14 protein-coding genes and 1 pseudogene are annotated in these 13,568 nt (G+C 58.5%); 9 read left to right on the top strand and 6 right to left on the bottom strand.

Annotated elements, in window-relative coordinates; genetic code table 11:
• The 3 genes and pseudogenes from KGB23_RS15820 to KGB23_RS15810 all read left to right on the top strand — a co-directional run.
• Positions 1-276 (top strand): annotated as a pseudogene (locus KGB23_RS15820) (hypothetical protein); the annotation flags it as partial.
• 230 nt (positions 277-506) lie between these two features.
• Positions 507-1,394: a threonine/homoserine exporter RhtA gene (gene rhtA / locus KGB23_RS15815; RefSeq protein ID WP_056742334.1), complete on the top strand. Its 888-nt coding sequence runs from the start codon at positions 507-509 to the stop codon at positions 1,392-1,394.
• A 168-nt stretch (positions 1,395-1,562) separates the two neighbouring features.
• The gene (locus tag KGB23_RS15810; protein WP_149420568.1) at positions 1,563-1,844 is read left to right on the top strand and encodes a hypothetical protein; all 282 of its coding nucleotides are present in this window, start codon (positions 1,563-1,565) and stop codon (positions 1,842-1,844) included.
• Between the two features lie 15 nt (positions 1,845-1,859).
• Here the strand turns inward: KGB23_RS15810 and KGB23_RS15805 are convergent, their stop codons facing one another.
• Positions 1,860-2,420, bottom strand: a complete 561-nt coding sequence (locus tag KGB23_RS15805; RefSeq protein WP_223431754.1) for a TetR/AcrR family transcriptional regulator — start codon at positions 2,418-2,420, stop codon at positions 1,860-1,862.
• Between the two features lie 92 nt (positions 2,421-2,512).
• Between KGB23_RS15805 and KGB23_RS15800 the strand changes: the two genes are divergently transcribed.
• Together KGB23_RS15800 and KGB23_RS15795 are read left to right on the top strand one after the other, a co-directional pair.
• Complete coding sequence (locus KGB23_RS15800) at positions 2,513-3,241, top strand: SDR family oxidoreductase (protein WP_102616716.1); 729 nt, start codon at positions 2,513-2,515, stop codon at positions 3,239-3,241.
• A 36-nt stretch (positions 3,242-3,277) separates the two neighbouring features.
• On the top strand, positions 3,278-3,868 hold the full coding sequence (locus KGB23_RS15795) for a 2-hydroxychromene-2-carboxylate isomerase (RefSeq protein WP_223431753.1): 591 nt from the start codon (positions 3,278-3,280) through the stop codon (positions 3,866-3,868).
• Here the strand turns inward: KGB23_RS15795 and KGB23_RS15790 are convergent.
• A complete protein-coding gene (locus tag KGB23_RS15790; protein ID WP_223431752.1) occupies positions 3,865-4,863 on the bottom strand; it encodes a zinc-dependent alcohol dehydrogenase family protein in 999 nt (332 codons plus the stop codon). The two genes, KGB23_RS15795 and KGB23_RS15790, sit on opposite strands and share 4 nt — an antisense overlap.
• A gap of 104 nt (positions 4,864-4,967) precedes the next feature.
• Between KGB23_RS15790 and KGB23_RS15785 the strand changes: the two genes are divergently transcribed.
• Positions 4,968-5,888, top strand: a complete 921-nt coding sequence (locus tag KGB23_RS15785) for a LysR family transcriptional regulator (RefSeq protein WP_223431751.1) — start codon at positions 4,968-4,970, stop codon at positions 5,886-5,888.
• Here KGB23_RS15785 and KGB23_RS15780 read toward each other — a convergent pair.
• The 4 genes from KGB23_RS15780 to KGB23_RS15765 all read right to left on the bottom strand — a co-directional run bounded on the left by KGB23_RS15780 (position 5,881) and on the right by KGB23_RS15765 (position 10,102).
• Positions 5,881-7,689, bottom strand: a complete 1,809-nt coding sequence (locus tag KGB23_RS15780; protein WP_223431750.1) for an aminopeptidase P family protein — start codon at positions 7,687-7,689, stop codon at positions 5,881-5,883. The two genes, KGB23_RS15785 and KGB23_RS15780, sit on opposite strands and share 8 nt — an antisense overlap.
• 65 nt (positions 7,690-7,754) lie before the next feature.
• Positions 7,755-8,912 (bottom strand): cysteine desulfurase family protein, encoded by a 1,158-nt coding sequence (locus tag KGB23_RS15775; protein ID WP_223431749.1) that lies wholly within the window; start codon positions 8,910-8,912, stop codon positions 7,755-7,757.
• 204 nt (positions 8,913-9,116) lie between these two features.
• Positions 9,117-9,731: a LysE family translocator gene (locus KGB23_RS15770; RefSeq protein ID WP_223431748.1), complete on the bottom strand. Its 615-nt coding sequence runs from the start codon at positions 9,729-9,731 to the stop codon at positions 9,117-9,119.
• A 101-nt stretch (positions 9,732-9,832) separates the two neighbouring features.
• Positions 9,833-10,102 (bottom strand): lipoprotein, encoded by a 270-nt coding sequence (locus KGB23_RS15765; protein ID WP_033059223.1) that lies wholly within the window; start codon positions 10,100-10,102, stop codon positions 9,833-9,835.
• Positions 10,103-10,504: 402 nt separating this feature from the next.
• Here KGB23_RS15765 and msuE point away from each other — a divergent pair, with 402 nt between their 5' ends.
• The 3 genes from msuE to KGB23_RS15750 all read left to right on the top strand — a co-directional run bounded on the left by msuE (position 10,505) and on the right by KGB23_RS15750 (position 13,549).
• A complete protein-coding gene (msuE, locus tag KGB23_RS15760; RefSeq protein ID WP_223431747.1) occupies positions 10,505-11,068 on the top strand; it encodes an FMN reductase in 564 nt (187 codons plus the stop codon).
• Positions 11,069-11,078: 10 nt separating this feature from the next.
• Positions 11,079-12,224: an FMNH2-dependent alkanesulfonate monooxygenase gene (ssuD, locus tag KGB23_RS15755; protein WP_223431746.1), complete on the top strand. Its 1,146-nt coding sequence runs from the start codon at positions 11,079-11,081 to the stop codon at positions 12,222-12,224.
• Between the two features lie 137 nt (positions 12,225-12,361).
• Complete coding sequence (locus KGB23_RS15750) at positions 12,362-13,549, top strand: acyl-CoA dehydrogenase family protein (RefSeq protein ID WP_223431745.1); 1,188 nt, start codon at positions 12,362-12,364, stop codon at positions 13,547-13,549.
• The last annotated feature ends 19 nt before the right edge of the window (positions 13,550-13,568 follow it).

Genomic DNA, 13,568 nt, shown 5'->3' with positions numbered 1-13,568 from the left:
AAAGAGCGGTTGGTTAAGATCTTTCGTCTCAACCGAGGCGCGCATTCTACAGCAGCCTCTGTTGCTGTCAAGCGGTTATTTTTCGAAGTTTTCAAAGTTTCCTTTGCAACTTCAACCACTTGCGCTTCCGATCTCTCGTTAGCGGGAGGCGAATTCTACAGCGTTACTCGCTGCTGTCAACACCTCTTTTTCTCCGCTTTCGACCGAGAAGATCGAATCGTTAAAAGAGTCAAACAACCTCACTCTTTCAACTCCTTCTGGGCTTCGATGACCTGAAGCAACTCGCTGTCGAAAACTGCGTAACTCATTGTTTACCAAGGAGTTTTCCGTTTCGGCCGCGCCGGAAGTGGGGCGAATTATAGACTTCCAGAATCTGTCGTCAACCCTTAATTACGCTTTTCTATAAGGATGCTCAAAATCGCTGCTTATATATAGACGCGCCCGCCATGAATGCGCAGTATATTGCCCAATAACACTCTCGCTTCCTACTTGGACGATGCCACGCCATGAATGACCAACCTCGCAGCCTTGCCTCGACCCTGTTTTCGGTTGGCCTGCTATTGATAGCCATGGCATCAATCCAGTCGGGAGCCTCCCTGGCTAAAAGCATGTTCCCCATTATCGGCGCGCAAGGGACCACCACCCTGCGGCTGATCTTCGCCAGTGTGATCATGATGTTGATACTGCGCCCTTGGCGAGCGAAGCTCACCGCAAAATCCCTGCGCACCGTCATCGTCTACGGAATGGCGTTGGGCGGCATGAACTTCCTCTTCTATATGTCCTTGCAAACCGTCCCCCTCGGTATCGCGGTTGCGCTGGAGTTCACCGGCCCACTGGCGGTAGCCATCTACGCCTCACGTCGCGCGATCGACTTTTTGTGGATCGCCCTGGCAGCCGTCGGCTTGCTGCTGTTAATACCTATGGGAGAAACGACCGCGGGGATCGATCTGGTAGGCGCCGGTTACGCACTGGGCGCAGGTGTCTGCTGGGCGCTGTACATTCTGTTCGGCCAAAAGGCCGGCGCCGACAATGGCGTGCAGACCGCGGCACTGGGTGTGATGATTGCGGCACTTTTTGTAGCCCCTATCGGCATCGTCCATGCTGGCGCCGCGCTGCTCACTCCTTCACTTATCCCCGTGGCCATCGCTGTCGCCATTCTGTCCACCGCCGTGCCCTACACGCTGGAGATGGTCGCCCTCACCCGAATCCCTACCCGGACCTTCGGCACGTTGATGAGTATTGAACCTGCGATCGGCGCCCTGTCAGGCCTGTTGTTTCTCCATGAGTACCTCTCACTGTCACAATGGATGGCCATCCTGTGCATCATTCTGGCTTCCATAGGCGCGACCATGACCATGGGGAGTGCAGCCAAGCCTGCTGTCGCTGCAGATTGAGACAGGATTTGACGAGGGTCTGGTATTTGCCGCGCAATTAGGCCATGTTTAGACCCGTAACCCAGTGTCAGACATGGATTTTTCAGATAGGGACATCAGAACGCTTCAAGCGAAAGCGAATGCAGCCAGACCCGGGCGCAAAGATCCGGGGACGCTATAAGGACAGTAATGAAACGAATTTTGATACTGATCGCCGTACTTGCGGTTGCGGGCTGCGCGGCGACATCGAAAACCCAGATAAAACACGGCAAGAGAGGGCTGCATATCAACTGTTCCGGGCTCTCGTCATCCTGGGACAAGTGCTACACCAGCGCTGCCAACTCGTGCGCTCCCAAAGGTTACAAGGTCATCGCCAAGTCAGGGGACGCTGTGGAAGAACCAGGCGATTACCCGTTCGGCCTCAACCCTGCCGGCTATACCAGTCGCAGCATGATCGTCATCTGCAAATAGATTGATGCCGTCTTGTCAGGTTCGTGGACCTGCGATCTGACGGCCAATCTCATCGTAACTGGACTTCAGTACCGCGCGCTGGATGTCTGGCGTGGCCAGCATTCGCGCAATGACCAACGCACCGATACATTGCGACAGAATCGCCCATGCCAGGCTGTCGCTTTCCAGAACCTGCGCCCAACTCTTTTGAAGCCGACAAATCCAGTTCTCCGCCTGCTGGCGAATCATCACGTCTGAACGTGCAATCTCAGCCCCCAACGCCGGCAAAGCACAACCGGATTCCGGGTGCTCGACATGAGCCATGCTCAGATAGTGTTTCAGGCAGCGCTGGAGCTTCTCAGGATTCTGGTCCGCCCCTAAACGCTCCAGGCTTTGAGACAGCTCACGCTCGACGATTGAAGCGAACAGCTCATCCTTCGACGAAAAGTGACTGTAGAAAGCCCCGCCACTCAAACCGATCGCCTTCATCAAACCGTCGACACCCACCGTTGAAAAACCAGACTTCTTGGCCGACACCGCACTGCTTTCAAGTAGCTTCTCTTTGGTTTCCAGTTTGTGATTGACCGAGTAACGCATTGCCTTGCCCTCAGGATTGATCGCCTTGACGCTTGCCGAATCGTAGCATAACGTTCGTTTAGTTAACGATCGTTTAGCAAAGGGAACTACCCATGAATAACAAGAAGGTCGTACTGGTTGTAGGTGCCGGGGATGCCACCGGCGGCGCAATTGCAAAACGCTTTGCGCAGGAGGGATTTGTGGCGTGTGTCACCCGCCGCAGCGCGGACAAACTCCAGCCGTTGGTGGACGCCATCAAGGCCGATGGCGGTGAAGCCCACGGGTTTGCCTGCGATGCACGCAAGGAAGAGGACGTGATTGCGTTAGTTGAGCAGATCGAAAGCCAGATTGGCCCAATCGAAGCGTTCGTCTTCAACATCGGCGCCAATGTGCCTTGCAGCATTCTTGAAGAAACCGCGCGCAAATATTTCAAGATCTGGGAAATGGCCTGCTTCTCAGGATTTCTCAACGCTCGTGAAGTGGCCAAGCGCATGGCCAAGCGTCAACGCGGGACTATTTTGTTCACCGGTGCTACCGCTGGCCTGCGTGGGGCCTCAGGATTTGCGGCGTTCGCCGGCGCCAAGCACGGGATTCGTGCCCTGGCGCAAAGCATGGCGCGTGAACTGGGGCCGATGAACATTCACGTCGCCCATGTTGTAGTCGACGGTGCCATCGATACCGATTTTATCCGCGAGAGTTTCCCCGAAAAGTACGCGACCAAGGACCAGGACGGCATTCTCAATCCAGAGCACATTGCCGAGAACTATTGGTACCTGCACAGCCAGCCCCGTGACGCATGGACCTTCGAGCTGGACCTGCGCCCCTGGAGCGAACGCTGGTAAGCCCTCCCCCACAATAATAAACAGAGCGCACCGACCATGAGCAAAACCGTGGAGTTCTACTTCGACCTCGGCAGCCCCGCCACCTACCTGGCCTATACCCAACTACCGAAGATCTGCGAGCGGACCGACAGCCAGTTGATCTACATACCCATCCTGCTGGGTGGCGTCTTCAAAGCCACTGGTAACGCCTCCCCCGCGACCATCCCTGCCAAGGGCCGCTACATGTTTCAAGACCTGGACCGCTATGCCAAGCGCTATGGCGTGCCACTGAAGTTCAATCCCCACTTTCCTATCAACACCCTGATGTTGATGCGTGCTGTCACCGGCATGCAATTGCGCCATCCCGAACGCTTTCTCGCGTTCATCGATTGCCTGTTTCACGCCCTCTGGGTTGAAGGCCGCAGCCTCGATGACCTGGCGACCGTCGCCTCAGTACTGACACAGAACAGTTTCGATCCAAATGAGGTGCTGGCCCTGACCGCCGACGAGGAAGTCAAAGCCACTCTCAAGAACAACACAGAGAAAGCGGTGCAACGGGGCGTATTCGGTGCCCCAAGCATGTTTGTCGATAATCAGCTGTTCTTCGGCCAGGATCGCCTGGACTTCGTCCTTGAAGCCCTGAGTTAAATCTCGACAACCAACCGCCCCTGCGCAGCTCCCGAAACGAGCAGCTCATGGGCGGCCTCGGCGGTTTGCAGGGTAAACTGCCGAGGGTCGAGCAACGGTTTCAACTGACCCGCCTCGATCAACTGCGCCGCCTCCCGAAGTATCTCCCCGTGATGCTCGCGACCCTTGCCAGTCAGCAACGGCAACAAGGTAAACACTCCGGAATACGTCGCCCCACGAAACGAGAGCGGCGCAAGACTGTGCGTCCCCCATCCGAGACAACTCACCACATGCCCCTCGTAGACCCGAGCAGCCTTGAATGAAGCGTCCAGCGTCACACCGCCCAGCGTGTCGTAGACAATATCGAAGCCCTCCCCCGCCGTGTGCTCAGCCACATACTCCTCAACCGAAGATTTGCGGTAATCAATAAACGTCGCACCGAACCCTTCAATGATCGCCTGCTGCCTGGCCGACCCGGTGGCAAACACGTCAGCACCGAAAGCCCGGGCAATTTGCACAGCCACATGCCCGACACCACCCGCACCACCGTGAATCAGCACTTTTTGCCCCGCCCGCACCCGCGCACGATCCACCAATCCTTCCCACGCTGTGATCAGTACCAACGGCAACCCTGCCGCCCCGCGCATGCTCAGATTGCCTGGCTTGCGCGCCAGCAGGCGTGCATCGACGACGGCGTACTCCGCCAGTGAACCCTGCGCACCGCCAATGCCGGTGGCCATCGCATAGACCTCATCACCCGGCAGCCATCCACTGACGCCTTCCCCCAATGCCGCCACTGTTCCCGCCAGATCCATCCCCAACACCGCCGGCAACGGTTGACGTGCATGAGCAGCCTGACCCGACCGAATCTTTCCATCCAGAGGGTTCACCCCACTGGCCTTGATCCTGACCAACACCTGACCGGCTCCAGGCACAGGCCGTTGAATGGAAGCCAAGCGTAAAGGCCCGTTGGCCGAATCAACAATCAGAGCGCGCATTTCAAGTGAGTCAGTCATTTCGCAATTTCCCGTCAGAGGTGGCTGTGGGATAAATCTTCCTCTCACTCACTCATGCCGATAAGACGCTATATAGCTATAGTGACCATGCCCATTTGGCATCAATGAGAAACCCCGTGGACAAACTCAATGCAATGGCGATCTTCGTCCGCGTTGTCGAACGTGGCAGCTTTTCTGCCGTCGCCCGGGAATTGCAGACCAGCCAGCCGACCATCAGCAAAGTGCTGCGAGCACTGGAAACTGAGCTGGGTGGAAAGTTGATTTCCCGCAGCACCCGACAACTGTCCCTGACAGACGAAGGCCAGCGGTACTACGCCGAATGTCGACAAATTCTGGCGGCCGTTGACGCCGCAGAGCACAGTTTTCACTCCGGCCGCGAAGCTGTTGCCGGAAACCTGAAAATCGGATCTTCCGTGAGCTTCGGGCGCTTGCAGATTGCTCCGCGACTGCCGGCATTCCTCAAAAAACATCCTCAGGTGCAGATTGATCTGCAACTGAGCGATCAAAATCAGGACCTGGTCAGTGAAGGACTGGACGTCACGTTCAGGATCGGCGAGTTGAACGACAGCGGATTGATTGCCCGCCACATCGGCACCACCCACCGAGTGACCGTCGCAGCGCCCGACTACCTTGCGCAACACGGCCGGCCGCAAACACCGCAAGCACTGAGCGAGCACAACTGCCTGCAGTTCAACCTGCTGAACAGTCAGAACCTATGGGTTTACGAGAGAGAGGCCCAGCGTCACGAAGTGCGAATCAAGGGCAACGCACAAAGTAACAACTCCGAGGCGATTCGCGAGATGGTTGTGGGGGGATTGGGGATTTCACTGTCGCCGGTTTGGCTATTCAGCGAGGACTTGAAGGCGGGACGTGTGACCGCGATTCTGCTGGAATACAGCGCGCAGTCGCTGCCGATTCATGCCGTGTCCCCGGCGAATCGTCGCCAATCCGCCAGGGTCAAAGCCTTTGTCGACTACATGAGCCAGGCGCTCGAAGAAGCGCCTGAACTCCAACCGATCAAATAGCCGCAGTCCGAGTGTTCAACCACTCAAGGGCTGCGCCGTCGAGCAACGGGCTCAAGCGCTGGCGCACCTCGGCGTGGTAGGCGTTGAACCACTGCTTTTCGTCGTCAGTCAGCAGCGACGGTTCCAGGCAGCGAGTGTCGATCGGGCACAAGGTCAGGGTTTCGAATTTCAGGAATTCACCGAATTCGCTTTTGCCCGCCTCGCGGTTCAACACCAGGTTCTCGATCCGCACACCCCAGCGGCCCGGACGGTAAGTGCCTGGTTCGATGGACGTGATCATGCCCGGCTGCATCGCGGTTTGCGGTGCCGCGGCGGCCTGATAGGCGATGACCTGCGGGCCTTCGTGCACGTTGAGGAAGTAGCCGACGCCGTGACCGGTGCCGTGACCGTAGTCAACGCTTTCAGCCCAGATCGGCGCGCGGGCAATCGAATCGAGCAACGGCGAGAGAATGCCACGAGGGAATTGCGCACGGGACAACGCAATCACGCCTTTGAGCACCCGCGTGCAATCGCGCTTCTGCTCATCAGTCGGCGTACCGACCGGCACCATCCGCGTGATGTCAGTGGTGCCGCCCAGGTACTGGCCGCCGGAGTCGATCAGCAACAGACCGTCGCCTTCGATCACCGCGTGTTCTTCTTCGGTGGCGTGGTAGTGCGGCATTGCGCCATTGGCGTTGAACGCGGCAATGGTGTTGAAGCTCAGCGACACATAACCCGGACGTCGAGTACGCGCGGCCGTCAGGTGTTCGTCGATGGTCAGTTCGGTGATGCGCTCACGGCCCAACGCAGTGTCTAGCCAGGTGAAGAATTCGCACAGCGCCGCGCCGTCCTGCTCCATGGCCTGACGAATGTGCTCGGCATCGGCCAGGCTTTTCTGCGATTTGGCCAACGTCGTCGGATTCAGGCCTTCGACCAGCTTCACACCGCTATCCAGGTTATCCAGCAAGCCGGCAGTGACGCGTGCCGGATCGACTTGCAGGCTCGCCCCGCTCGGTACGGCGCGCAAGGCGGCGGCTACTTCGCTGTAATCGCGTAGGGTCACGCCGTCTTGTTCGAGGATTGCGCGCAGCTCGGCATCGACCTTGCTCAGTGCCACGAACAGGGTCGCCTGCTGCTGGCTGATCAAGGCAAAGGAAACAAACACCGGGTTGAACGACACGTCACCGCCGCGCAAGTTGAACAGCCAAGCGATGTCATCGAGGGTGGCGATGAAATGCCAGTCGGCACCGCGATCTTTCAAAACCTCACGCAGCCTGGCCAGTTTCTCGCCGCGGCTGACCGTCGCCTGAGGCGGCAGGTGTTGATAGATCGGTTCATTCGGCAGCGTCGGACGGTCGCTCCAGACTTCGCTCAACACATCGATGTCAGTGCGCAGACGTGCGCCGCGTTCTTCGAGCTTGCCGCCCAACGTACGCGCAGAAGCCACGGCCATTACCGCACCATCTACCGCGACGACGCCGCCTTCAGGGGTTTGCTCGGCCAGCCAGTCCAGCGGGCCGGGCTGACCCGGTTGCAGCTTGACCAGTTCGATGCCGCTGCCCTTGAGTTCCTTGGTCGCTTGTTCCCAATAACGGCTATCGGCCCAGACACCGGCAAAGTCCGGCGTAACGATCAGCGTGCCGACCGAGCCATGGAAGCCCGACAACCATTGCCGCCCTTGCCAGTAACCCGGCAGGTATTCAGAAAGATGTGGGTCGGCCGACGGCACCAGCAGAGCATGAATGCCCTCCCGGCTCATCAGTTCGCGGGTTTGCGCCAGGCGTTGGGGCACCGATCCATTGGTCGAAGGCTGCGTACTCATCATGTCTCCTGCTAATCACTTCATCATTATTGTTGAGTGCCGATCAACGCCGGCACTTTCAGACCTTATTGCCAAAATGCCGGAGCACTGGCGCAGGCCGCTTTAATCAGGTGTACCGCTTGGTCGATGTCTTGCTCGGTGGTGAACCGGCCGAGACTCAAGCGAATGGTGCGACTCGCCGAGCGGGCGTCATGCCCCAGGGCCAGCAGCACATGGGAGGGCGCATTGCTGGCGGAGTTGCAGGCCGAGGTCGCGGAAAATGCGATCGAGGTGCTCAAGGCCGCGGAATTGAACTCGCCTTCGCTAAAGGTCAGGCTCAAGGTATGAGGGATGCGCTGGGTCGGACTGCCATTGAGGCGAACGCCGGGAATACTCAGCAGCTGTTCGAGCAAGCGCTCACGCAACCGGACGATCGTGGCTTTCTCTTCATCGAACGAGGCGGCCGCCAACGAGAACGCCACACCCATGCCAGCGATTTGGTGAGTCGCCAGGGTGCCGGAACGCAAACCGCCCTCGTGACCGCCGCCGTGAATCTGCGCCTGCAAACGCTGCTGCGCGCGCGGCCCGACGTACAGTGCGCCGATGCCTTTGGGGCCGTAAATCTTGTGGGCGGAAAATGACATCAGATCCACTGGCAACCGGGCCAGATCGATCGCCACTTTGCCTGCACCTTGAGCCGCGTCGACATGGAACAACGCATCGCGAGCACGTACGATTTCGCCGATGGCCGAGATGTCGTTGACCGTGCCCAGCTCGTTGTTGACCAGCATCAGCGACACCAGAAAGGTGTCTTCGCGCATCGCTTCGCTGACCGCTTGCGGGGTAATCAGACCCTCGGCGTCAGGCACCAGGTAAGTCACCGCAACACCGGCGTCCTGCAACTGCTTTGCGGTGTCGAGAATCGCTTTGTGTTCGATCTGGCTGGTGATGATGTGGCCGCCAGAAACGCCGCGAGCCTGGGCCACGCCCTTGAGCGCGAGATTGTTGGATTCAGTGGCGCCCGAGGTCCAGACGATCTGGTCCGCCTGGGCGCCGACCAGTTCGGCGACCTGACGCCGCGCCTGCTCGACCGATTGCCGGGCCTGTTGACCGAACGCATGGGAGCTGGACGCCGGATTGCCGAAGTTGCCGGTAAAGCCCAGACACTCGACCATGACTTTGATGACTCGCTCATCCACCGGCGTGGTGGCGGCGTAGTCGAAATACAGAGGACGTTTATTCATAGAAGACTCGCAGAGCATGTTCCGGGATCAGGAGGCTCGTCACTGAAACGTCAAAGCGCAGCCTCGTGAGCTGCGCCGATCGTTCAGAGCGTTAGAAATACCTGATCGGAGGCCGTTAAAGAAGAACAACTTCATTTAAAAGTGCGTAGGAACGCTCCTGAAGTCGAGCTTAACAGGCATCGGGCGACCGGTTGAAGCAATGCGTCAGCTAAAGCTTTCGAGTAACAACGGATACAGCGAAGCCACCAGCAGCAAGGCCATGCCCCAGTTGAACAGACGCAACCAGCGACGATCTTTCAGCACGTTGCGCAACAACGTGCCACAGCCTGCCCAGACGCTGACGCTCGGCAGGTTGATCAAGGCGAACACGGCCGCAATCACGATCACGTTGGTGAAATAACCCTGCATTGGCGTGTAGGTGCTGATGGCACCGATGGCCATAATCCAGGCCTTGGGATTGACCCACTGGAACGCTGCGGCGCCCAAATAGCTGATCGGCTTGCTATCGCCCTTTTCACTCTCGGAAACCGGTCCCGAATGGGCGATTTTCCACGCCAGATACAACAAATACGCCGCGCCAACATAACGCAGCACGCTGTAGAGCAATGGATAGGTTTGAAACACTGCGCCCAAGCCGAAACCTACCGCCACGACGAGTACGAAGAAGCCGCAGGTGATGCCAAGCATGTGCGGGATGGTGCGGTTAAAGCCGAAGTTCACGCCCGATGCCAGCAACATGGTGTTATTGGGGCCGGGAGTAATCGAAGTGACAAGCGCAAACAGGGCGAAGCCCAGCAGCAGATCGAGCGAGAGCGTCATGGGTGGCAGTCCATTGGGGTCAGTCAGGTGTTGACCCTATCGCAGGACTTCAGGGAAACCCACGGACAGTTGCGTGAAACTTCGAGCGGTACAGTTTTCGATCAGCTAGGACGACCGTGAAGCTGTACAGCACGTTCGGCGTTCATCTCGCCTTGTTTGTCGAAACTGAACGACTTTTGCGGCTGGCCAAGCAATTCGGCTTTTTTCGCGTGGTATTCGTCGAAAGACAGTCCGCGACGATTCAACGCCTCAAGTGCCAGTTCCTTGGTTTCTTCAGCGGTGTAGGGCCGTAATTCCGGGGAAACATGGCTGGCACATCCGGCGAGCACGGAGACCGCAAGCAACAAGAAAGTAGCGATTAGAGGTTTCATGGTGAGCGTCCTGGTGTATCTGGGTTCGGGCAATGAACACAGGCTACGCCGGGCATCCGATCAGCAGAAATCAACGCTCTCGATAGTGGCTATCGACTTTGCCTAATGCCGCTCAAGTAGACCGCCTTATATCTCCAAACGATCTATAAATATTAATTTATGGTATTTTACGGAATAACACTGAGCCTTTATAACAACTGTTATCGCTTCACGCACTGTTGCCCAAGCAACTGTTTGCCACGCAACAGTCATTCAACAAACAGCTCTGCCATTCGTACAGTGTCTCCCGGCCAACGCGCTGAAAGCCCCGTAAATCGGGGCTCCGAGGGATTGGTACAGCTCTTGCTCTCTGTCAGTGACTACTCACTGCTCCCTGAGCAACTGTTTAAAAAGGAACTGATCATGTCGCGCCCATTGAAAGTCGTTGCCCTCTCCGGCGGTACCTGGCGTCCGTCCCGCACGTTGGTGCTGACCCAGGCGCTGTTGGCGCAACTGGCCGAGCAATTGCCGATTGAAAGCAAGCTGATTGAACTGGGTGACATCGCCCGACCGTTGGGTGCCGCGCTGTCCCGTCAGGAGTTGAGCGCCGAGATCGAAGCCGAGCTGAAAGCGATCGAGAACGCCGACCTGCTGATCGTCGCCGCGCCGGTTTATCGCGGTTCCTACCCTGGATTGCTCAAGCATCTGTTCGACCTGATCGACCTCAACGCGCTGATCGACACGCCGGTATTGCTGGCCGCCACCGGTGGCAGCGAACGCCATGCGCTGGTCCTCGATCACCAGTTGCGGCCGCTGTTCAGTTTCTTCCAGGCATTGACCTTGCCAATTGGCGTCTACGCCACCGAAGCCGACTTCTCCAATTACCAAATAACCAGTGAGCCCTTGAAGGCCCGCATTCGTCTTGCTGCAGAACGCGCCGCGCCGTTGTTTGGCGTGCACCCAAAAAATCTGCTGAAAATCGCTTAAGGATTTCTTCATGGATGTTTTCTGGTTTCTGCCGACTCACGGCGACGGCCATTACCTGGGCACCACTCAGGGCGCTCGCCCGGTGACACTCAACTACCTGAAACAAGTGGCTCAGGCGGCCGACAGCCTCGGCTACCACGGTGTACTGATTCCCACCGGGCGCTCCTGCGAGGATTCGTGGGTGATTGCTTCGGCACTGGTGCCGCTGACCGAACGCCTGCGTTACCTGGTGGCGATTCGGCCGGGGATCATCTCGCCGACGGTCTCGGCGCGCATGGCCGCAACACTGGATCGACTGTCCAATGGCCGCTTGCTGATCAACGTGGTCACCGGCGGTGACCCGGATGAAAACCGTGGCGACGGCATCTTCCTCGATCACAGCGAACGCTACGAAGTGACCGACGAATTCCTGAAAATCTGGCGTCGGGTGCTGCAAGGCGAATCGGTGGATTTCGAAGGCAAACACCTGCAAGTGCAGAACGCCAAGGCGCTGTATCCGCCGGTGCAGAAACCCTATCCACCGCTGTACTTCGGAGGCTCTTCCGAAGCCGCCCATGAACTGGCCGCCGAGCAGGTTGATGTCTACCTGACCTGGGGCGAACCACCCGCCGCCGTGGCGGAAAAACTGGCCGATGTGCGTGAGCGTGCCACGCGAAACGGTCGCACGGTGAAGTTCGGGATTCGCTTGCACGTGATCGTTCGCGAGACCGCCGAAGAGGCTTGGAAAGCCGCGGATAAACTCATCGAGCACATCAGCGACGAGACCATCGCGGCCGCGCAGAAGTCGTTCTCGCGTTTCGATTCCGAAGGTCAGCGGCGCATGGCCGCGCTGCATGACGGGCGTCGTGACAACCTGGAAATATCCCCCAACCTCTGGGCCGGTGTCGGTCTGGTGCGTGGCGGTGCCGGGACGGCGTTGGTGGGCGATCCGCAGCAAGTGGCGGCGCGAATCAAGGAGTACGCGGACCTGGGGATCGAGAGCTTCATCTTCTCCGGCTATCCGCACCTCGAAGAGGCTTATCGTTTTGCCGAACTGGTATTCCCGCTATTGCCTGAGCCGTATGCCAGCCTTGCGGGGCGCGGCGTCACTAATCTCACCGGGCCGTTTGGCGAAATGATCGCCAATGATGTGCTGCCTACAAAAGCCACGGCCTGACCAGGCAATCCCTGTGGGAGCGGGCTTGCTCGCGAAGAGGCCATAACATTCAACATCAATGTTGACGGTACGGACGCCTTCGCGAGCAAGCCCGCTCCCACAGGGGATCTGTGTCGATTTCAATAAGGATTATCTGCGTGACGGCCAAACCACAAAGCGCCCTGTTGTCCCCCTTGCAAACCGCCCGTCTGTTGGCCGCCGAGTTTGCCCTGACCGCTGTCGAGCGCGATGAACGTGGCGGTACGCCCAAAGCCGAACGTGATGCCTTGCGCCACAGCGGTCTGCTCGCGTTAAGCATTCCCACCCAATACGGCGGCCACGGCGCCAGCTGGAGTGACACCCTGAGCATCGTGCGTGAGTTCGCCAAGGTCGACAGTTCGATTGCCCATGTCTTCGGCTTCCATCACCTGATGCTCGCCACCGTGCGCTTGTTCGCCCGGTCCGAGCAGTGGCAGCCATGGTTCGAACAGACCGCGCGCAAGAACTGGTTCTGGGGCAACGCCCTCAATCCGCTGGACACCCGCACCGTGGTGAAAAACCTTGGTGGCTGGCGTGAGTTTTCCGGCAAGAAAAGTTTCTGCTCCGGCGCCAGCGATTCGGAAATGCTGATCGCCTCGGCGGTGGATGAAAGCGCTGGCGGCAAGCTGTTGATCGCCGCGATTCCCAGCGGTCGCAGCGGCATCACCTTGCATAACGACTGGAACAACATGGGCCAGCGCCAGACCGACAGCGGTAGCGCGACGTTCGAACGGGTACGGGTCGAAGAGTCGGAATTGCTCCTCGATCCGGGTCCGTTGAGTACGCCATTCGCCTGCCTGCGGCCGTTGATTGCCCAGCTGACCTTCACCCACATGTTCCTCGGCATCGCCGAAGGTGCCTTCGAAGAGGCGCGACAATACACCCTCACCGAGACCCGTCCGTGGCACAAATCCAGTGCTCAGGATGTGCGCCAGGATCCTTATGTACTCGGCCACTACGGCGAATTCTGGGTCGCCCTCGAAAGTGTTCGACTGCTGGTGGAGCGCGCTGCCGGGTTGCTCGACAAGGCCTGGGCCAAAGGCCCGAACCTCAGCGCCGAAGAACGTGGACACCTGGCTAACGCCATCGCCACGGCCAAGGTCGCTGCCACCCGCAACGGTCTGGAACTCTGTAGCCGGTTGTTCGAAGTGACCGGCGCCCGTTCAACCCATGCGTCACTGCGACTGGATCGCCACTGGCGTAACTTGCGCACGCAAACACTGCACGACCCGGTGGATTACAAACTCCATGAACTCGGTGACTGGGCGCTCAACCAGTCCCTGCCGATTCCGACTTTCTATTCATAGCCTTCTACTCATGGAGCCT

Source organism: Pseudomonas sp. GL-B-26 (assembly GCF_019947405.1).
Classification (GTDB): domain Bacteria; phylum Pseudomonadota; class Gammaproteobacteria; order Pseudomonadales; family Pseudomonadaceae; genus Aquipseudomonas.
Note: the sequence above shows the minus strand (reverse complement) of the source record. Positions and strands in the feature narration are given on the sequence as shown.